The 21032-nt window shown below is 53.1% G+C and carries 17 protein-coding genes; 10 read left to right on the top strand and 7 right to left on the bottom strand.

Going from position 1 to position 21032, the window contains the following annotated elements; translation table 11 throughout:
• The first annotated feature begins 34 nt into the window (after nt 1–34).
• Complete coding sequence (locus IC803_RS16110; RefSeq protein ID WP_081210506.1) at nt 35–1252, top strand: ornithine--oxo-acid transaminase; 1218 nt, start codon at nt 35–37, stop codon at nt 1250–1252.
• Between the two features lie 330 nt (nt 1253–1582).
• Nucleotides 1583–2191: a DedA family protein gene (locus IC803_RS16105; protein WP_081210591.1), complete on the top strand. Its 609-nt coding sequence runs from the start codon at nt 1583–1585 to the stop codon at nt 2189–2191.
• Between the two features lie 350 nt (nt 2192–2541).
• On the opposite strand, the gene IC803_RS16100 is transcribed toward IC803_RS16105, so the two are convergent.
• The 4 genes from IC803_RS16100 to IC803_RS16085 all read right to left on the bottom strand — a co-directional run bounded on the left by IC803_RS16100 (nt 2542) and on the right by IC803_RS16085 (nt 6326).
• On the bottom strand, nt 2542–3531 hold the full coding sequence (locus IC803_RS16100) for a FecCD family ABC transporter permease (RefSeq protein ID WP_081210508.1): 990 nt from the start codon (nt 3529–3531) through the stop codon (nt 2542–2544).
• Nucleotides 3528–4535 carry a FecCD family ABC transporter permease gene (locus tag IC803_RS16095; RefSeq protein WP_081210510.1) on the bottom strand — a complete coding sequence of 336 codons (1008 nt, stop codon included), beginning with the start codon at nt 4533–4535 and terminating at the stop codon, nt 3528–3530. Before IC803_RS16095 ends, IC803_RS16100 begins: the two co-directional genes overlap by 4 nt.
• Nucleotides 4536–4602: 67 nt before the next feature.
• The gene (locus IC803_RS16090) at nt 4603–5529 is read right to left on the bottom strand and encodes an iron-hydroxamate ABC transporter substrate-binding protein (RefSeq protein ID WP_081210512.1); all 927 of its coding nucleotides are present in this window, start codon (nt 5527–5529) and stop codon (nt 4603–4605) included.
• Nucleotides 5526–6326, bottom strand: coding sequence for an ABC transporter ATP-binding protein (locus IC803_RS16085; protein ID WP_081210514.1), 801 nt, complete (start codon nt 6324–6326; stop codon nt 5526–5528). The genes IC803_RS16090 and IC803_RS16085 overlap by 4 nt, the downstream gene beginning before the upstream one ends.
• A gap of 494 nt (nt 6327–6820) precedes the next feature.
• Here IC803_RS16085 and IC803_RS16080 point away from each other — a divergent pair, with 494 nt between their 5' ends.
• The 5 genes from IC803_RS16080 to IC803_RS16060 all read left to right on the top strand — a co-directional run bounded on the left by IC803_RS16080 (nt 6821) and on the right by IC803_RS16060 (nt 14172).
• Nucleotides 6821–8890, top strand: coding sequence for a sigma-54-dependent Fis family transcriptional regulator (locus IC803_RS16080; RefSeq protein ID WP_081210516.1), 2070 nt, complete (start codon nt 6821–6823; stop codon nt 8888–8890).
• The gene (locus IC803_RS16075) at nt 8862–10022 is read left to right on the top strand and encodes an acyl-CoA dehydrogenase family protein (RefSeq protein WP_081210518.1); all 1161 of its coding nucleotides are present in this window, start codon (nt 8862–8864) and stop codon (nt 10020–10022) included. Before IC803_RS16080 ends, IC803_RS16075 begins: the two co-directional genes overlap by 29 nt.
• Before the next feature lie 345 nt (nt 10023–10367).
• The gene (locus IC803_RS16070) at nt 10368–11258 is read left to right on the top strand and encodes a R2-like ligand-binding oxidase (protein ID WP_081210520.1); all 891 of its coding nucleotides are present in this window, start codon (nt 10368–10370) and stop codon (nt 11256–11258) included.
• A gap of 143 nt (nt 11259–11401) precedes the next feature.
• Nucleotides 11402–12943 (top strand): aldehyde dehydrogenase family protein, encoded by a 1542-nt coding sequence (locus IC803_RS16065; protein ID WP_081210522.1) that lies wholly within the window; start codon nt 11402–11404, stop codon nt 12941–12943.
• 17 nt (nt 12944–12960) lie between these two features.
• A complete protein-coding gene (locus IC803_RS16060) occupies nt 12961–14172 on the top strand; it encodes an iron-containing alcohol dehydrogenase (protein ID WP_081210524.1) in 1212 nt (403 codons plus the stop codon).
• A gap of 230 nt (nt 14173–14402) precedes the next feature.
• Here the strand turns inward: IC803_RS16060 and IC803_RS16055 are convergent, their stop codons facing one another.
• The gene (locus tag IC803_RS16055) at nt 14403–14807 is read right to left on the bottom strand and encodes a DoxX family protein (protein ID WP_081210526.1); all 405 of its coding nucleotides are present in this window, start codon (nt 14805–14807) and stop codon (nt 14403–14405) included.
• 157 nt (nt 14808–14964) lie between these two features.
• Here IC803_RS16055 and IC803_RS16050 point away from each other — a divergent pair, with 157 nt between their 5' ends.
• Entirely contained in the window at nt 14965–15672 is a 708-nt protein-coding gene (locus IC803_RS16050; protein WP_081210528.1) for a DsbA family oxidoreductase, read from the top strand.
• Between the two features lie 97 nt (nt 15673–15769).
• On the opposite strand, the gene IC803_RS16045 is transcribed toward IC803_RS16050, so the two are convergent.
• Complete coding sequence (locus IC803_RS16045; protein WP_081210530.1) at nt 15770–16234, bottom strand: DinB family protein; 465 nt, start codon at nt 16232–16234, stop codon at nt 15770–15772.
• Between the two features lie 219 nt (nt 16235–16453).
• Between IC803_RS16045 and IC803_RS16040 the strand changes: the two genes are divergently transcribed.
• Nucleotides 16454–17188: an N-acetylmuramoyl-L-alanine amidase family protein gene (locus tag IC803_RS16040; protein WP_081210532.1), complete on the top strand. Its 735-nt coding sequence runs from the start codon at nt 16454–16456 to the stop codon at nt 17186–17188.
• A 129-nt stretch (nt 17189–17317) separates the two neighbouring features.
• Nucleotides 17318–18646, top strand: coding sequence for a S8 family serine peptidase (locus tag IC803_RS16035; protein ID WP_081210534.1), 1329 nt, complete (start codon nt 17318–17320; stop codon nt 18644–18646).
• 18 nt (nt 18647–18664) lie between these two features.
• On the opposite strand, the gene IC803_RS16030 is transcribed toward IC803_RS16035, so the two are convergent.
• Entirely contained in the window at nt 18665–20626 is a 1962-nt protein-coding gene (locus tag IC803_RS16030) for a lipoteichoic acid synthase (RefSeq protein ID WP_081210536.1), read from the bottom strand.
• Between the last annotated feature and the right edge of the window lie 406 nt (nt 20627–21032).

The following is a 21032-nucleotide window of genomic DNA, read 5'->3' as shown; positions in this document are numbered from 1 at the left end:
TTTCGATGAGGGAGAAATAGAAAGGGGGATTGTGATGGCGACGAAATCTGAACAGCTTATTAAACAGACGGAGCAGTATGGGGCGCACAACTATCATCCGCTGCCGATCGTCGTTTCCGAAGCGGAAGGGGTATGGGTGAAAGACCCAGAAGGCAATCGCTATATGGATATGTTAAGCGCGTATTCAGCAGTGAACCAAGGTCATCGTCATCCGAAGATCATTGAGGCGTTGAAAAAGCAGGCCGATCGCGTCACGCTCACCTCGCGCGCTTTTCATAACGACCAGCTCGGTCCGTGGTACGAGAAAGTATGCCGGTTGACAAAAAAAGAAATGGTGCTGCCGATGAACACGGGTGCCGAAGCGGTGGAAACGGCACTGAAGGCAGCGCGCCGATGGGCATACGATGTGAAAGGCGTTGCAGACAATCAGGCGGAAATTATCGTTTGTGAAGGCAACTTCCATGGCCGGACGCTCGCCGCGGTATCGTTGTCGTCCGAACCGGCTTATAAACGCGGGTTTGGACCGCTGTTGCCGGGCGTGAAAATCATCCCGTACGGCGATATCGAAGCGCTAAAGGCAGCGATCACACCAAATACAGCGGCATTTCTCGTCGAGCCGATCCAAGGCGAAGCGGGCATCCGCATCCCGCCGCAAGGGTTTTTAAAGACTGCATATGACGTGTGCAAAGCGAACAACGTCCTGTTCATCGCGGACGAAATTCAAACCGGACTCGGACGGACAGGGAAGTTGTTTGCCTGCGACTGGGAAGGCGTTGTGCCCGATATGTATATTTTAGGAAAAGCGTTGGGCGGCGGGGTGTTCCCGATTTCGTGCGTCGTCGCCAACCGTGATATTTTGTCGGTGTTTGAGCCCGGTTCGCACGGCTCGACGTTTGGCGGCAACCCGCTCGCTTGCGCGGTGTCGATCGCGGCGCTCGAAGTGATTGAAGAAGAGCGTCTAACGGAGCGTTCGCTTGAACTTGGCGAATACTTCCTTTCGAAACTAAAACAAATTCAAAACGATGATATTAAAGAAATTCGCGGCCGTGGCTTGTTTATCGGCGTCGAACTGCACGGCCCGGCGCGCCCGTACTGCGAGGCGCTGAAAGAGCAAGGCTTGCTTTGCAAGGAAACACACGAGACGGTCATTCGTTTCGCGCCGCCGCTCATTATTACAAAAGAAGAGCTTGATTGGGCGCTCGAGCAGATTGCGAACGTCCTGTCTCGGCCGGCTGCCAGTCCAAAACAGTGAGAATTGACAAGAAACCGTTGCCATGTATATGCCGCACAGCGATGAAGGAGTTGACCCAAAAGTTCGCCAAAACGCGGGCTGTTGGAGTCAGCTCTCTTTATTTTTTACATCCTTTGTTAAACGGAAGGGGGATTCGGCCTCTATTCGCTCCCTGATTGATGCCACTAGGAACGATGATTTGTCCCTAGCGGCTGTTTTAGGAACCCGTCTTTCGCTCTGTTTTTTGCTTTGCGGCGGCCGCCGATTTTCTGTTAAGATAGGGAAAGGATTGTGCGGATGGAGCATACCCATCATACAGAGACGAAGAGCGAGTGAATGGAGGAAGGAACCGTGCAGGCATGGATCACTGATTTTATGGAGCAATTTGGCTATATCGGCATTTTTCTCATGATCGCGCTGGAAAATATCTTTCCACCGATTCCATCGGAAGTCATTTTGCCGTTTGGCGGGTTTATGACGACATACACGTCACTGACCGTTCCCGGCGTCATTGCGGCAGCGACAGCGGGTTCGGTTGTTGGGGCGATCGTGCTGTACGGCATCGGCCGGCTGTTGTCGGTCGAGCGGCTCGAGCGGATCGTTGACCGTTGGGGCGGATGGCTGCGGGTGAAGCCGGAAGACATCGATAAGGCGAACCGGACGTTTCAGCGCTACGGGGTGTGGGCGGTATTCTTTGGCCGCATGATTCCATTGGTGCGCAGTTTGATTTCGATTCCCGCCGGCATGGCGAAGATGAATATTTGGTTGTTTCTCTGGCTTTCGGTGTTGGGAACGCTCATTTGGAATACGATTTTGATCTCGATCGGGGCGGCGCTCGGTGAGTCGTGGGGAAAAGTGTCTGAGGTGATTGGCGCGTACGCCGAAGTGGTGTATATCATTATTGCTGCGATCATTTTGATTGGGGCTGTCCGCTTTTGGAAGCGCCGCCGGGCTTCTTAATTCCCGCTCTTAAGGAATTGTTTTACCAAAAAGGGCTGCGCCCAAGGCTGTTTTTCGGTCTTGGAGGCAGTCCTTTTATCATTTCAAACGGAAAAACTCCCGCTTTTAATGAAGGGATTGTTTGCTTAGTCTGTGAGGCAGCCAACGGGATGGCGTAGTTCATATCCGGCCGTGAAGCAGATGTTTCCGAGGACTTCTTATTCCTCAGTGTGAGTGTAGGTAGGAGAGTGTTCGGCACTATATGGAAAAGAAACTCCCGCTTCAACGTGAAACGGGAGTAGAGACGAAGATGAAGGCAGTTGAACGAGTTTCGCCGCCATCCTTGATCGGTCTCATGGTCATCAAAAGGTTCAACGCTTCAATAACAAATAAATAAAGTATGGTGCACCGAGTAATGACACAACGACTCCTGCTGGGAGAGGTTCGGCAAGGACGTTGCGCCCGATCGTGTCAGCTGTGAGCAACAGCCAGCCGCCGATGAGCATTGATGTCGGAATGGCCCGCTCATGGCGCGGTCCGACGATCATTTTGGCGATGTGCGGCGCCATTAGGCCGATAAAGGAGATGCCCCCGGTTACAGCGACGGCCGCTGCAGCGACGGCGACTGCTGTTGCCATCAGTACGAGCCGCTCGCGGCGAACATGGACGCCAACGCCGATGGCGATCGGATCGCCTAAATGCAAAAGGTTTAACCGTTTCGCCCGATACAGACCGATCAATGCACTGATGACAAGCCACGGCAGCATCGCCCAAATAAACGGCCAATCATCTCCCCAAATGTTGCCGGAAAGCCATCTAGAAATAAAATCGACTTTTGTCCGGTCAGCGGCGGAAATGAGAACGATCATGAGCCCGGAGAGCGCCATGGAAAATCCGACCCCAGTGAGGACGAACGATACCGGCTGCAGCCCGGTTGTTTGATTGTAGGAAACGGCGTAAATGGCTGCTGCTGTCAACAGCGCTCCGACGAAGGCGACGAGCGGCAGGGCGTAAAGAAACGTCCCGGCTTCCATCGGGAAAAATAAAAAGAATAAAGCGACGCCTGCGCCAGCGCCGGCGTTGATGCCCAATATGCCTGGGTCGGCGAGCTCATTTCGGGTGATGCCTTGCAGCATCGCTCCCGATAAGGCGAGTGCCATCCCGGCGAGCAACGTAATTACGATGCGTGGCAGACGGAGAGAAAATAAAATAAACGCTTCCTGCATCGAGCCGTGGCCAAACAGCGTCGGCATGATGCGGCTGTACGAGAGCGGCGCTTCGCCGGTGCCCAACGCGATGGCGACTGTTGCCGCAATAAGCAACAAAAGCAGGCCTAACACTACTGTGATGCGCGTTCTCATTCAAGGCCCCTCCCTTTTTTCCGCACGACAAACAGGAAAAACGGCAAGCCGATCACCGCAACGATGGCTGCCACTGGCGTTTCAAACGGGGCATTGACCGTGCGGGCCGCCGTATCAGCGACGATCATGCCGGCCGCGCCGACCGTGGCCGACAGCGGGATGATGAATCGGTAATCTGCGCCGGCGATCGCGCGCACAAGATGAGGGATCATCAAGCCGATGAAGGTGATGTTGCCGGCGATGGCGACCGACGCTCCTGTTAATAAAAACACAGCGAAAAACAGCCACGTTTTGACGGCTGTTGTTTTTTGTCCGACGCCAATGGCGACGTCTTCGCTCAAGCTAAGAATCGTCAGCTGCCGCGAATACAGCATGGCAATAGTGAGTCCGATCACAATAAGCGGAACGGTGATCGACAATGGCTTCCATGAGGTTCCAGCCACTCCACCTGACGTCCACATGGAGACATCTTTCGAGATGTGAAAATAAAGGCCGATCCCCTCAGCGATGGCGAACAAAAGCGCTGAGACCGCCGAGCCGGCTAGGACGATGCGCAATGGAGAAAAGCCGCCTTTGCGGGCGGCGCCGATGCCAAAGACCATCCCTGCTCCGGCCGCCGCCCCAAGCAAACAGGCGACCGTGATGATGAGATAATGGGCGGAAGAAAAAAAGGCCATCGTTATAGCCAACGCTGCATTCGCTCCAGCCGTTAAGCCAAGCAGCCCTGGGTCGGCAAGCGGGTTGCGTGTCATTCCTTGCATGATTGCCCCGGCCACCGCAAGTCCCGCACCAACGACCGCCGCCGCTGTTTCCCGCGGCAGACGGAGCTCGCGAATCAAGTCCAGTTGTTTACCTTGTTCATCGGAAAAGAGCGCGCGCCATACGTCGCCCCATGTTGTATCAGCGACGCCGATGGCCATGGATCCGAACCAGATGGCCATCAGCAGGATAAGAGAGAAGAGAAACGTATAACGAAACGGCCATAGCCGGCGGTTTGTTTCCATCGGCGGTTTCCTCCTTTTCACAAGAAAGGACGGGACATTCACTGCCTGTGAACGCCCCGTCTCGTCGTTATTGGCCTAAAAAATGCTTTTTAAAGAAATCGAGCTGGTAGTCTAACGTAATCGGGTCATTGAAATAAAACGCCTTGGCATCAGCGACGAACATACGGCCGTTTTTGACAGCAGGGATGTTTTTAAACGTGTTCGTTTCCATAAACGATGTATCGCCGTCGCTGTTTTTGCTTAAGATGAGGTAATCGCCGACAAACTGCGGCAGCGCTTCAAGGGAAACGGCGTAATAGCCCGATTTGAGCGCTTGTTCTTCTACAGCTTTTGGCATTTTCAGCCCCATTTCTTGATACAAAATCTCCGTGCCGCGCGCCCAATTGTTGCCGAACACATACAGCTGCTTATCAAAGTTTTCCGCTACGGTGACGGTCGCGTTTTCACCGATTTTCGCCCGGATGTCTTCCCCGGCTTGTTGTGCCCGTTGTTTGAAGTCGTCAATCCACGCTTTAGCTTCTTGTTCTTTATTTAACAATTTGCCAATTTCCAAAAACTGTGTCAAGTAGTCAACCTTTCCGTATGTAAACGTGACGGTCGGAGCGATTTTGCTTAATTTATCGACGTTTTTCGTATTGGATAATCCGATGATTAAGTCCGGTTTTAACGTCATAATTTTTTCAATATCTTCGTCTGTCACCGCTTCTGCGTCTTTCAGTTTTTCTTGAAAGAGCGGGCTCATTTTCGACCACGAGTCCACGCCGACGACCGGAACGTCTAAGGCAAGCACATGTCCAGCAAACGTCGATAAGACGACGACGCGTTTTGGATCAGCCGGTACTTCCACCGGTCCGTTTTCCGACTGGTACGTCATTGTTTCCGGTTTTTTGTTCTCTGGTGAAGCGCTGTTGTTCTTGTTGTCGTCCGCTGCGTTGCCGCAGGCGCTTAACAGGAGTGTAAAAAGAAGCAACAATGAAAGCCACGTTTTCCTCATGATGAATAAACTCCTTTCAGCAAATGATACGTAAAACAAACTGGTTTGTTGGTCCGCGGGTCGCGGCCGATGTCAGCTTCAATGCCAAACACGTCGCGAAGCACATCGCGGCAGATGACGTCTTCGCTCGGCCCGGCTTTGATGATCGCTCCGGCCTTCATGGCGATCACATAGTCGGAAAACCGCGCTGCCTGGTTAATGTCATGGAGCACCATGACAATTGTCCGCCCTTCTTCCTTGTTCAGTCGTTCAAGCAGCTCGAGCACCTCGAGCTGATGGGCGATGTCCAAATACGTCGTTGGTTCGTCCAAAAAGATAATGTCCGTTTCTTGAGCGAGCGCCATGGCAATCCAAACGCGCTGCCGCTGTCCGCCGGAGAGGGCGTCAACCGGTCGATGTTTCAAATCGGCTGTTTTCGTCACGGCAAGCGCCCAGTCGATCGCTTCGTAATCTTTTTTCGTTAGGCGGCCCAATCCCCTTTGATAAGGAAAGCGGCCGTACGAGACGAGCTCAGCGACGGTCAATCCGCTTGTTGCTTCCGGCGTCTGCGGCAAAATAGCCATTTTTTTCGCCAGTTCTTTCGTTGGCTGTTGCGAAATCGCCTGGCCATCCAACATCACCGCGCCGGATTGTGGCGAAATGATGCGCGTCAGCGTCTTGAGCAGCGTCGATTTGCCGCACCCGTTCGGCCCGATAATGGCGGTGATTTGCTGGTCGGGAATGCGGACAGACAAGCGTTCGAAAATCGTCCGGTCATCGTAGCGAACGGTCAACTCCTCGGCGTATAGGCGGACCATGCGGCCACCTCCTTTTGGACTAGGAAAATGAGAATCAATATCATCTGCAAGTTTCATTATAACGAATTCCCTTAAAAGAAGACAATACATTTTTGTGAATAAACGGTGAATTTTCATGAAAACAGCGAGGATTAGAGCGAAACAGAGGAAGAAAACGGAACAGCATTGCAGGTAGAACGTGTCTTATGGTTTTGCTCCATGCTGTATAAAGCGCAACAGAATTTTCTGCCTTCATTTAAGCGAAACGATACGCTGTCCTGAAGTCAGCCTCCTGATTATACGATGTTGTTGCGAAAATGCAACAAACAGCTGAGTGTTTATAAGGAATCGCAAAAAGATTTGCCTGTTTGCTGCATTTTTGCAACGAGTTGTTGTTGTTTTGCAACAAATAAGCATGTAAGATGAATGGTAGAGGTATACTTTTTTGAATATTCCCAATCATTCGTTTTGGCACAGAAATTGCGTAAATAGAAAGTGAGGGCGGAAGGGTGAGGATGGGGATGAGAGTGGAAGGCGTCATGACGAAAACCGCAGCGGTTATTTTTGAAAACGATTTCCTTGAAAGGGCGGCTTGCGTGTTGGCTGAACATCGGCTCGACGGAACGGTCGTATGTCACCGCGAGGGGAAAATCGTCGGGGTGTTGACAGCCCAAGACGTGTTATTCGGTCTCGTGCAAGGGAAAACAACGGTGTGCGAGGTGATGCGTCCGCCGTCGCCGCCGCTTTCGGCCTATGCCCCCCTCGAAGACGTCGAGTTTGGCGACGGCCCGCTTCGTCCAGTCGTTGACGAAAACGAGCGCTTGGTCGGCGTGTTGACAAAAGGGCAATATGCGGCGGCGTATGCAAAAGCGATGCAGCTCCGCTTAAAACATATGGATGCCATTTTTAACGCTGCCCATAACGGCATTTTATCGATTGATGCCCAAGGACGGATTACGTCGATCAACCCACCGGCGGAAAAAATGGCGCGAACGACGAAAGGAGAGGCCATCGGCCGATTTTTGACCGATGTTGTTGTCCCATCCGGCTTGCTTGACGTTGTGCGCACCGGGAGGGGGCATACGGAAAAATACCGCGTCGGCAAGCGCGTCTATATTACGAACCGTTCGCCCATCGTCGACGAAGGGCGGGTGGTCGGGGCAGTCGGCGTGTTCCAGGACATTTCCGAGATCGAGTTTATCTCCCATGAACTGGAGACGGTCAAACAGATTGTCAATGAGTTGCAGACGGTGATGGATGCGGCTGGCGATGGCATCGCCATCATCGACCGTCATGGGGCGATCGCCCGACAAAACAAAAAATGGGATGCCTTGCTCTCGAGTGTGGAACATCGACGCGTCCCCGCCCCGCTTGATCGGGTTGTGCGCCAGGCGCTTGACGGCCGCCAGCCGTGTTCGATGCTTCATCAAGAAGAAGAAACGGGAAACATTTGGATCGTTTTCGCCGTACCCATCATTGAAGAAGATGGGCGATCGGAGCGGGTTGTCTTGTACGTCAAAGATATGACCGAGATGGAACAGCTGCGCGCTGAGCTCGAAGAGACGAAACGGCTGCTCCATACGCTAAGCCGGAAGGAGGACGATCTCATTTATTGCGCTCCGGTGATGGCGCAAGTGGTCAACATCGCTCGGCAGGCTGCAGCGGTTGACGTGACGGTGCTCCTCACCGGGGAGTCGGGCACCGGCAAGGAAGAGCTGGCCAATTTCATCTGGAGGCAGAGCGCTCGCAGCGGTCGTCCACTTGTGAAAGTGAACTGCGGAGCGATTCCGGAAACGTTGATGGAGTCCGAGCTGTTCGGCTATGAACCCGGCGCGTTCACTGGAGCGGCGAAAAAAGGGAAAAAAGGCTACTTTGAACAGGCGGACGGCGGGACGATTTTTCTTGATGAAATTAGCGAGATTCCGCTTCACTTGCAAGTCAAGCTTCTCCGCGTGTTGCAGTCGATGGACATCGTTCGCCTCGGGGCCGAGGCGCCGAAGCGGATCGATGTGCGCGTCATCGCCGCGACGAACAAGCCGCTTGAGGAGCTGGTTGCCGCTGGACGGTTTCGGGCTGATTTGTTTTATCGGTTGAATGTCATGCCGATTGCCATTCCGCCGTTGCGCGACCGGAAAGAAGACATCCCGCTCTTGGTTGACCATTATCGAAAGCGGTTTGCGGAAAAGTATCAAAAGCCGCTTGTCTTTACCGATGGAGCGCTTGCGGCGCTGATGGATTACCATTGGCCTGGAAACGTCCGGGAGCTTGTCAACGCTGTGGAACGTCTGTTTGTGACCGCCACCTCATCAGTTGTCGGGGAAGACCAAGTAGCGAGGTGGCTTCATCTTGAGCCGCCGCCGGCCACTAACACGGTAGAGGTCGGTGAAATCGTCCCGCTCAAACAGGCGGTGGCCGAAGTCGAGCGCCAGCTCATGATCAAGGCGCTCAGCAAAGCAAGAACGTACCGCCAGGCGGCTAAGCTGTTAGGCGTTGATGCGTCCACGCTTGTGCGCAAAGCGCAAAAATACAAAATCAAATCATTGGGAGGGGAAGACGATGGAGTTTACGTTACCAGCCGAGATTGAATTTTTAAAAGAAAACGTGCGCAAGTTTGTAAGGGAAGTCGTCGAGCCGGTGGCGATGGACATTGAAGAGAACGACCACATCCCAGAGGATGTGATCGGAAAATCGAAGGAGATCGGTTTGTTCGGTTTAAGCATTCCGGAAGAGTACGGCGGCCTTGGTTTGTCGATGGTCGGCAAATGCGCCATTTACGAAGAGCTCGGCAAAACGCATAACGGCTATACGACATTAATTGGCGCCCATACCGGCATCGGTACGGTCGGCATTGTCGAGCTCGGCACCGAAGAACAAAAGCGGCGCTACTTGCCGAAAATGGCGACAGGTGAATGGATCGGCGCCTTCGCCCTAACCGAACCGAGTGCCGGCTCAAACGCCGCTGCCTTGAAAACGACCGCCGTCCGCAAAGGCGACCGCTACATTATTAACGGCTCGAAACATTATATTACAAACGCCATTGACGCCCACGTGTTTACGGTGATGGCCGTCACTGATCCGTCGAAAGGTCCGAAAGGCATCACTTCGTTTATCGTGGAAAAGGATTTTCCAGGGTTTATTGTTGGCAATGTGGAACGCAAAATGGGGCTGCGCGGGTCGCATTCGGCCGAATTGTTCTTTGACAACTTGGAAGTGCCGGTCGAGAACGTGCTCGGGAAAGAAGGAGAAGGGTATGTCAACGCCTTGAAAATTTTAGCGAACGGCCGTGCCGGCCTTGCCGCGCGCAACCTCGGCTCCTGCATCCGCCTGCTCGAATATTGCATGGAATACGCGGAACAGCGTGAACAGTTCGGCAAGCCGATCATTGAGCAACAAGCGATTCAACACATGCTGGCGGAAATGAGCATGTTGATTGAAGTGCTGCGTTCGACCGTCTACCGCGTCGCCTGGATGGTAGACCAAAAGATGCGCGTCGTCAAAGAAGCGGCCATCGCGAAGCTGTTCGGTTCGGAGGTGTATAACAAAATCGCCGATATGGCCGTACAGATTCACGGCGGCCTTGGCTACATGAAAGACTACCCGATTGAGCGCTACTTCCGCGATGCCCGCATCACGAAAATTTACGAAGGCACCTCGGAAATTCAGCGCAACATCATTGCGAACGAACTGCGGAAAGAATACGGAAAAGTGCGTTTGTAATCGAAATCGGGGCATCCCGACATAAAGCATGATGGGACGACAAATGAGTTTGGCGCGGCTGCCTGCCGCGGCAGAGGGAGGCCGGATTGTTGCGCCCCCTCTGTTTTTTATTGTCGGAAAATGTCATTCGCTTTTCGTTGACGGAAAGAAAGGAAGATTGCTAGAATGAAATGTGATGAGTGACTATTCATAATATTTCGGTCATCTGTACAACTCGCCTCCTTGCTAGGAACCCGCTTATTGTCGCAACAGCATATTTGTAAGCCTTTACATCGATTGATTGTCCCCACGGTCATCCATCCAGAGACGGACTCAGCCAATGTTCTAAAAGAAGGAGTGATCAGTGTGCGGCGGCTAAAGCCGTTGGTGACAACAGGAATACGAGGACTGCAGGAGGATTCGTTTCCATTTCGCCTCTACCAAAAGGCCAAGCGGTTGGGAGTGTGGAACCCGGCTGATATTGATTTGACGCAAGATGCAAAAGATTGGGAGACGCTGCCGGTTCAGATGAAAGATGGGATTTTGCGGCTCATCGCCCAGTTTCAGGCGGGCGAAGAGGCGGTGACGCGCGATTTGTTGCCGCTTTTGATGGTTGTTGCCAAAGAAGGACGAATCGAGGAAGAGATGTACTTGACCACCTTTTTGTTTGAAGAGGCAAAACATACCGAGTTTTTCCGCCTTGTCCTCAATGCGCTCGGCATCAAAGAAGACTTGTCGCATTACCATTCGGAAACCTATCACATGATTTTTAATGAAATTTTGCCGGGAGCGATGGGACGGCTGGAGCATGATGCGTCCCCGGAGGCGGTCGCTGAGGCATCCGTCGTATACAACATGTTTGTGGAAGGTGTGTTGGCAGAAACCGGGTATTATGGCTTCTATCAATCCCTCGGGCAAATGAGGATCATGCCCGGACTATTGAAAGGAATCGAATACTTGAAAAAAGATGAGTCGCGCCATATCGCCTATGGGACGTTTTTGCTACAGCGGCTCATTAGAGAACATCCCCCTGTTTTGCAAGTAGTAATAAAGAAAATGGAAGAGCTCGCTCCGCTTGCGGTAAAGCTCAACGAGGAAGCGGCGGCCCGCGATTCAATTTTCGGACCCGACCATCATGCCAACATGATGAATTTCACTGCCCGCCAGCTGGCAGCGCGAATGGACGTGTTGAAAAAGGCGCAGGAGAGACCGTTTGACGAACTGTTTGGATTCGAAGAAAACGAACATGTTGGGTGAGAGGAAAAGATGGAGCTGAAGAACGGCCTTCTTTGCGTTGGACAGGCCGTCGCCAACCCGCATGGATGCCCGGTTGTTCGGAAGCAGAGGAAATCGATAAATGGTTCTATACGAGCAACAAAAAAGAGAAAGGAGATGCCATCATGACAATTGATGTGCAAGTGCATCACTTCCCGCTTTTTATCGACGGCCAATGGCAGCCGGCAACGGATGGGGAAACGTTCGATGTATACCATCCAGCGACCGGCGAGCTTGTAGCCAAAGTGGCGAAGGCGACTGCGGATGACGTTGACCGGGCGGTGAAGGCGGCGCGCAAGGCGTTTGATGAGACGGATTGGAAGACGATGAAACCAAAAGAACGGGCGCTCGTGCTGAATGCGATCGCCCAAGCCATTGCCGCCAATGCCCAGGAGCTCGCCTATTTGGAAGCGATCTCAAGCGGTGGGACGATTCGCCGCATCAGTTCGATCGACATCTTGCAAGTCGTTGATTTGTTCCAGACGATGGCGAACATCGTTCAAGAGTACCCGTTTTCCGAAACATTGCCGATTCCGCCGTTTCCCGGTCCGGCGCATAACTTTGTTTGGCGCGAGCCGATCGGGGTGTGCGCAGCGATTACGCCGTGGAATTTGCCGCTCATGATCGCGTCGTGGAAAATCGCGCCAGCGTTGGCGACGGGCAATACGATTGTTGTCAAACCGGCAAGCTATACGCCGCTCTCAACGCTTAAACTGGCGGAAATCATTTCGTCTTTCGTGCCGCCGGGGGTGATCAACGTGGTGGCGGGGCCCGGAGCCGAGGTGGGGGAGGCGCTTGTTAACCACCCGAAAGTCGATAAAGTGGCGTTCACCGGTTCAACGGAAGTCGGGCGTCGGATTATGGAACTGGCGGCTGGGACGATCAAAAACGTGACGCTCGAGCTTGGCGGTAAGTCGCCGAACATTTTGCTTGATGACGCGGATTTGGAGATCGCCATTCCGGGCAGCTTGTTTGGCGTCTTTTTGCACTCCGGCCAGCTGTGCGAATCGGGAACGCGGTTGTTTGTGCCGGATCGGATGCATGATGAAGTCGTCGAACGGCTCGTTGCGCTGACAAAAACGCTGCAAATCGGCCACCCGCTTGACCCGGCGACGGATATTGGCCCGGTCATTTCCAAGCGACAACAAGAAACGGTGCTATCCTATATTGAAACTGGCAAACAAGAAGGAGCGACGCTTGTCTGCGGCGGCCATGCGGTCGATGTCCCGGGCTGTGAAGGCGGCCATTTTGTGGCGCCGACGATTTTTACGAATGTGAAAAACGGCATGAAAATCGCCCAAGAAGAAATTTTCGGCCCGGTGTTGTCCGTCATTCGCTACCACGATGTGGAGGAGGCGGTGGCGATGGCGAACGATACGATTTACGGGCTGGCGGCCGGTGTCTGGACGCGCGATGTCAACAAGGCGTACGCCATCGCCGGGCGCTTGCGGGCGGGCGTTGTTTGGATCAATGACTGGCACATGCTTCGCAACGATGCGCCGTTTGGCGGATACAAACAAAGTGGCATCGGCCGGGAGATGGGCAAATATTCGCTTGACGCCTACACGCAGCTGAAACATGTGCATACGTCGATGGTGCCGGAGCTCGAGAAGCGCAAATGGTATCAAGTGCTGTTTTCGAAACTGGGCGCAATGAGAAAAGCATAAAAGGAGGATAACGGGGAATGACGACGTTAGCGAATTTTTGGCTGCGCACGGCGATTTATACGGGCTCAAATAGCCGGGCGCTCGTGCCGGATTTGTTTCGCGGGCTTGGCGCCAAGCGGGTGTTGTTGCTTTCCGACCGTGGGCTTGAGCAGGCAGGAGTCGTCGGGAAGGTGGCCGATCTGTTTCGGCTGACGCCGCACGGGGCTGGACCGGAACTGGCTGGCATCTTCCTAGATATTCGCCAAGATGCAGAAAGCGAATGTGTCAATGAAGCCGTGCGCTATGCGCGCGAAGTCGGGGCCGACGCCTTGTTGGCCGTTGGCGGCGGCAGCGTGCTGGATACGGCCAAAGGAGTGAAGTACGCTCTGTTTAAAGGGTTGCGCGACATTAAAGAGGCCATCCCCGGCGGGTTGTTGTACGAGGCGTTTCCCAAGGCGCAATTCATGCCGATTCCGCACATCGCCATCCCGACGACGGCCGGCACGGGGTCGGAAGTGTCGCCAATTGCGGTGATTTATAACGAAACATTGCGATTGAAAACAAACATCATCCATCCGTTTATTAACGCGGATGTCGCCGTATTGGATCCCGATTTGACGGTTGGGCTGCCGCCGAAGGTGACAGCATTTACGGGGATGGACGCGCTCACTCATGCCATTGAGGCGCTCGCCTCGCCGACGGCGACCGCGCTCACTGATGCATGCGCTTTGCAGGCGATTCGTTTGATTCACGATTATTTGCCGCAGGCGGTTTGCGACGGCGGAAACATCCGCGCCCGTTCGGAGATGCTGCAGGCGAGCCTGCTTGGCATCACCGCGTTCAGCTTTGCCTTAAACGCCATCCCGGTGCACAATTTCGCCCATGCGTACGGGGCGATGTTCCGCATCCCGCACGGGCTGGCAAATGCTGTCTTTTTGCCGGTCGTCATGGAAATGATTCCAGATTTGTATTTGCCAAAAGCGAAGCGGCTGGCTGAAGCGCTTGGCATTCACGATCACGGCCAAGGGGAAGATGTGCTGCTCGCTAAAGCGATCGAGCGCATTCGCCGATTGCGTGATGACATCGGGCTGCCGGCTGATTTTGCCGATTATCCGATCACGGAAGAACAATTTGCCGCAACCATTCCGGCGGTTGCTTCCGACCCAGCGGCCGTCAGCTTTCCCATGCCGCCTGAACTGATTCGGGCGGTCGGCGAGCGCGTCGTGAAGTTGGCGGCGGCGAAAGGGTGAGGCGTTGTCCGCACTAGAGGGCCGACATCGTTTTGGCTGTCCTTGAGAGGAGGCGGACATTTGCTGGGCCTACATTATAGAGGGAGGGGGCTCACAAAGCAGTGAGTCCTCCCTTTTGCCAATGCATAGGCGCGCTCACTTCGTCAAGAAACACTGTATCTTACGCTTCCGTCAGATACAAGTAGTCCTTTTCCTTGGCGGCGGGCACTATGGCCTGCCTCGGCCGACGATTAGTCGCGCAGGCGGCGCACGAGCGTATCAAGCGACCAAAGGCGGCTACCATTCAGCCATAAATGGACGGACATAGCGAGCAAGGCGAGATTGAATGCATAGCCGGTCTCCCGTCCGCTGCCAAGCAGCCCCGCGTCCGCTTTGACGGTGACGATCGCCCCGATCATAATGATGGCGAACGCCGCTGCCATCAGGCGCGTGCCGAGGCCAAGCATCATCGCCCAGCCGCCGGCGAGCTCGACGATGGTGACAACGTAGGCAAGTGCGCTGGGAAGGCCGATCGCAAGAAACGATGCCGCTGTTTCCTCAAGTCCCCGTTGCCATTTGACCCACCCGTGGACGAAAAAAATAAAGCCAGTGACAATCCGCAACAAAAACGTTCCTAGTTCATGAAATCGAGCCATTGGCGAATCCTCCTCGTCCCAGTGTCACGGTAGTATATGATATGTCTCAATCTGCGCTCGAATTCCTTTCATTCGCGATTTGGAAGCCAGTCCGCTACAATGGAATGGAGAACGACCCTTTTTGCGTGAACATAGGCCGGAACGAGGAGGAATGGCGATGAACATCGAAATTTGGTCTGACTTTGTCTGCCCGTTTTGCTATATCGGCAAGCGCCGTTTGGAACAAGCGATTGAACAGTTTCCGCACCGAAACGACGTGACGGTCGTCTTCCGCAGCTTTGAGCTCGACCCGAACGCACCAAACGAGACGCCGCTGACGATCCATGAAATTATCGCGCAAAAATACGGGATTACGTCGGAGGAAGCGAAGCGGGCAAACGCCGATATCGGAAGGCAGGCGGAAGCGGTCGGTTTGACGTTCCGCTTCGAGACGATGAAGCCGACGAATACGTTTGACGCTCATCGCTTGGCGCAATATGCGAAGGAAAAAGGGAAGCTTGATGACGTCGTCGAACGGCTGTTTTCCGCGTATTTCACCGAATCAAAGCGAATCAGCGACCGCGCTGTACTCCTTGACATCGCGGAAGCGGTCGGGCTTGATCGGAGCGAGATGGAAGCGGTGCTTAATGACGGCCGCCGCTACATGGAGCAAGTGCGAAACGATGAAGCGGAAGCGGCTCGGCTTGGCGTCCGCAGCGTGCCGTTTTTCGTGCTGAATGGAAAGTATGCCATTTCTGGGGCTCAGCCGGTGGATGTGTTTCGGCGGGCGCTAGAAAAAGTATGGGAGGAAGAACAAGCTTCGCCGTTGCGGCCGCTCGCTGACGAAGGCGGGGCATGTACGGACGGGAACTGCTCGATCAACTAAACTCGTTCGTTAAGCAAACGAACAACCGGCTCAGATTCCCCAAGCCGGTTGTTTTTTGCCCATCCCATTGAGGTGAGGCCGGCAGGATGAAGGAAAATCAGCTGCGCCTTACAAACAACGGCAAGTCCGTATGTCCCATCTCACGGACGTAGACGAACAGTTGTCCTTTATGATGGATTTCATGGTCCATCGCCATTTGCAAAAGCTGCTTCCCCGACATTTGAACTCCAAAGATGGCGGTTAAATCGATGGTGCGATTGAATTCCTCATCACTCATTGATTCTAGCAACTGTTTTGTTTTTTCCGTATACGTTTCCGCCAGCTTAGCCAAATTTGTCTCCGGTTCCTCGATTTTTTGCCGGAACAGCGATGGTTCGCCGTGTTTCGCCGTGTTGGCGAAATGGTAAAAGCTGAACAGCATATGCGTCGCCAGCTGCTTCGCCGTCATCGACGTTGGCGTCGGTTTGTACTCATAATGCGCTTCATCGATTTTGTTGATCAGTTCCAACGTGACATGGCGATGTGAAAGGAAATATTGCACCCATTTTTGTGCGCGGGGCATTGCCATTCCTCCTTTTGGAATTAATTTCTACACCCCATTGTACCATAAACGGACAGGCCGCCGATATTCAACAGCTTGCGTGGTTTGATTCAGATGTTTGTCCTAGCACCTTTTCTAGTCAGATGCTTATCTTATAAAGTAAGGAGAAGTGTAAGTAAAGTGCTGTCTTTTGCATTACCTTGAGATAAAACGTGTATGAAAGAAGGGAAGAACGCAAGTATGCCTAAAATTTTTATTGACCCCGGCCATGGGGGAATAGACCCCGGCGCGGTCGGCAATGGGTTGCAGGAAAAGGACATCACGTTGTTCATCGCCTTGGAGATGAGCCGTCTTTTACAAAGTGAGTATGAAGGAGTTTCGGTGCAGCTGAGCCGGACGAAAGAGGAAACGGTGTCGCTCGATGAGCGGACAGAGCGGGCCAACCGCTGGGGAGCCGATTTATACGTTTCGATCCACGTGAATGCGGGCGGTGGCACGGGATACGAAGATTACATTTACCACGAGCTATCGGAACATTCCCGAACGGCCCGCATTCGCGATGTGCTGCATGAAGAAGTGATTCGGGCGACGCGATTCCGTGACCGGGGAAAAAAGAAAGCGAATTTTCATGTGCTAAGGGAGACAACGATGTCGGCGGTGTTGACGGAGAACGGGTTTATCGATCATGAGGAAGACGCGGAAAAGTTGACTGACCCTAATTTTTTGCGGACGATTGCTCGCGGTCATGTCAACGGATTAGAACGGGCGCTCGGATTGCGGAAGAAAGCGGGTGCTCCGAGCAATCCCCCTCCTAGGGATCGGGGCGGAGGCGCACCAAACACCGAACGTTTAACGCGCGTCATCGTTGATGGCAAGCAAGTTGGCGCCTTTGCGGAATCGGAAAACGTGTTGCGTCAAGTGGAGCATTATTTAGGAAGAGCGAAGCGGATTGTGCTTGAGCAAGTCGAGGAATGACGGGAACGCTTGCCTAGTTTTCAGCTAGGCGAGCGTTTTTTCGTCCGTTGGTCCTAGTGGAAAGGCCGCCTCCTCCTTTGTTCAGCCGTCATATGAGTATAGCGAGAAACAAAGGAAGGGGGAAAAGACATGTTTGGCTATTCCATCGTGCAGTTAGCCCGCCGTCATGCGGGGCGGCTTGACCGTCCTCTCCGCCATGCGCTTGTCAATATGTACAAGCCGATGACACGTATGCCGTGCATTTTTCACCGCTGGATCGAGCGCTGGCTGCGGAAATGGCGGACCGTTTCTGTTCTTATCGAGGTCAGCGACGCCGAGGGGATCGAAGCGCTCGCCAAGGCGGAACGGGATCATTTTCGTATGAAAACGTATCACCATTTCCGCCATGTTCCCTTCTACAGCGCACGGGTGACGCCGGCGGCGCTTGAGCAGCTGCTCGAGCATCCAAAAGTGAAAAAAGTGTATCTTAACCGCACGATTAAGGCGTTATTAAACAATGCGGTGCCATCGGCGCATGCGAAACACGTCACCGTTAATGGAACAGAGCTGAGCGGCAAAGGGGTGACGATTGCGATTGTGGACACCGGCATTGCCCCGCATCCGGATTTAGAGGGGCGGATTGTGGCGTTTGCTGATTTGGTGAATGGCCGCACGTCACCGTATGACGATAACGGCCATGGAACCCACTGCGCCGGCGATGCGGCCGGAAACGGGCGCATGTCAGGCGGGTTGTACGCCGGGCCGGCGTATGAGGCGAACGTCGTTGGCGTCAAAGTGCTCGACCGCTCGGGAAGCGGGACGTTAGAACCCATTATGCGCGGTATCGAATGGTGCATCGATTACAACAAGAAAAACCCGGCCAAGCGGATTCATATTATTTCTTTGTCGCTTGGCGGGGAGCCGCAGCCGTTCCCGGCCGAAAACGATGATCCGCTCGTGCAAGTCGCCGAACGGGCATGGGAAAACGGCATCGTCGTCTGTGCGGCGGCAGGAAATGAAGGGCCAAATTATGGGACGATCGCCAGCCCGGGGATCAGCGACCGCATCATTACCGTCGGCGCCCTTGATGACCGTGATACGGCGGCAACGCGCACCGATGATGCGGTGGCGCCGTTTTCGAGCCGGGGGCCGACGGAATATGGGGTGACCAAACCGGATCTCGTCGTCCCTGGGGTCAATATTATTTCACTTCGCGCTCCGCGTTCATTTCTTGACAAGATGAATAAGCAAAACCGGGTCGGTGACTATTATATGACGATGTCCGGTACATCGATGGCAACGCCGATTTGCGCCGGCATTGTGGCCTTAATGCTTCAAGCCAAACCAAATGCAACTCCGGATGAGATCAAGAAGGCGTTAAAAGACGGCGCCGATTTATGGAAAGGGCGCGACCCGAACGTATATGGGGCGGGTTACGTGAATGCGAAGCGGGCTGTCGAGCGGCTGCTGCAGCGCTAGAAAAAAAGAGGGAGGCGCTTATTGAGCGCTCCCCTCTTCGCTTTCGCGGTTGTTATAGTCGTATTTTGACGGGTCGACCGGCTCAAAGCCTTTCGGGGTATAGAACCGGAGCAAATCGCCGTAAACGACTTTATCCGATAAATCGAGCTTCGTGCGGACGATTTGTTCAAGGCGTTGAATCTCCGGCGTTTCTTCAAGCGGTTCGCCCGTTTTTGTATCATAGTATTTCCCGTTGACCGCTGTGACTGTCGGTGTGACAAAGTCGCCGTTGCGGAACGGGATGATTTCCTGATGGTCCGGCGACAACAAGTCCGTTCCGAAGTGGACATAGTTTTTCGTATCGATGCCAAGCAAGTGCAACAGCGTTGGCAACAAGTCGATTTGGCCGCCGAACTCGTGAATCGTGCCGCCTTTGACACCCGGAACGTGAATGAACAGCGGCACCCGCTGCAATTGGGCATGCTCATGCGGTGTAATTTCCTTGCCTAAAATTTGCGACATGGCTTTGTTATGGTTTTCGGAAATGCCGTAATGGTCGCCGTACAAAATGATGACCGAGCGGTCGTACAGACCGGATTTTTTCAAGTAATCAAAGAACTCTTTGACGGCCTCATCCAAGTAACGAGCCGTTTGGAAATAACGGTCGACCGAACCGTCCCCCGTCGTCGCTGGCGCGATCGTTGCGTCTTCTTCGCTGATCGGGTACGGGAAGTGGTTCGACAACGTAATAAATTTCACATAGAACGGCTCTTTCAACGTCTCTAACAGCGGGATCGACTCCCGGAAGAACGGTTTGTCTTTCAACCCGTAGTTCAAGACGTCTTCGTCTTTCATGCTATAGTAGCTGGCGTCAAAGAAATAGTCAAAGCCGAATGACTTATAAATCTCATCGCGGTTCCAGAACGATTTGTAGTTGCCGTGGAAAACGGCGCTTGTGTAGCCATATTGACGTAAAATGGCCGGAGCCGCATGGTACGTATTTTGCCCTTTTGTCGTAAAGACGGCGCCCTGTGGCAGGCCGTACAACGAATTTTCCAACATAAACTCCGCGTCCGACGTTTTCCCTTGTCCGGTTTGATGGAAAAAGTTATCAAAATAAAACGTATTCGGATCGCGGGTGAGCGAGTTCAAGAACGGGGTGACTTCTTCCCCATGCAGCTTGTAGTTAATGATAAAATTTTGCAGCGACTCTAAGTGAATGTAAATCACATTTTTCCCTTTCGCCACGCCGAAATATTTCGGATTCGGTTCAGCGTATGTCGCCTGCACGTGGTTCAGCACCGTCGTGATGTCGCTTTTGTTCGCAAACGCCCGTTGTGTCGACGACTTCATGCTTTGGATCGCATCGTAAATGAGATAGTTGTATACACCTAAATATTTGACGATGTAATTGCGGTCAAACGTTCTTGTCAGCAGTTGCGGGCGGTCAGCCTCAGCGAGCGCCAAGTTGATGCTGAACATAAGAATGGCCGAGGCGAAAATCGCGCCTTTTTTGAAACGGCCGGCCCGTACTTGCGGGAGCGAGAACCGTTTCGAGAAAATGATGACCGCTAAAATGGCCGTGTCTAAGAAATAAAACACATCATACCATCTAAGCAGCTCCCAAATGCTTCCGCCCAGATCGCCGAAGTTTTTCGTTTGCGTCAACGTCGGCAATGTAATAAAGTCGCTGAAAAAGCGGTAATAGACGATATTGGCGTATAAGATGAACGATAAAATGAAATTAATAATAATGAGCCGTCGATAGAAGCGTGTTTCCTTCGCTAAGAACGCCAGCCCAAGGAAAAATACCGCCGAGCTGACCGGGTTAATAAACAGCAAAAACTCCTGCATGGAGTTGCTAATGCCAAGGTTAAACTCCGCCAGATAGGCGACATATGTCTTCAGCCAAAACAAGAGCACCGCAAAAATAAAAAAACCAATGTATTGGTTAGGGAGAGAACGGTACTTATTTAGCCACTTTTCCCCAATCGTTTTCACGTCCTCTTCTCCTCCTTTTGTCTCATATTCTTAAACGATGGATTTCTATGTTTATATGAACAGCTGCTGCACAGAGCAACGCGCTTTGCACTCTGACATCATTTTACATCGGAACGTCTCCATGTCAAGTAGCATAATACTTCCCTTGCCAAAAGTCAATGGAATGTTTTTTAAGGCCTGCCGTATGCCCCCTTCCTTGTTGTCCACTCCCCATATGGTGTTGGACTCCCATTCATATAGACGAATGGGAGACAAAAAGGTTTCAATGTTCGTCCCAAAACGTCCCGATGCTCGTGGCCATGCCCTTTACCCATTTTATTAGACAAAGAGAACGTTATGATAAAAATTGTTGCAGTACCCGAACTCGTTTGTTTTTGGTATATTTTTTCTATGCATCATCCACAAC

It is taken from the genome of Geobacillus sp. 46C-IIa, assembly GCF_014679505.1.
Taxonomy (GTDB): Bacteria; Bacillota; Bacilli; order Bacillales; family Anoxybacillaceae; genus Geobacillus.
This window is presented reverse-complemented; position numbering and strand designations above follow the sequence as displayed.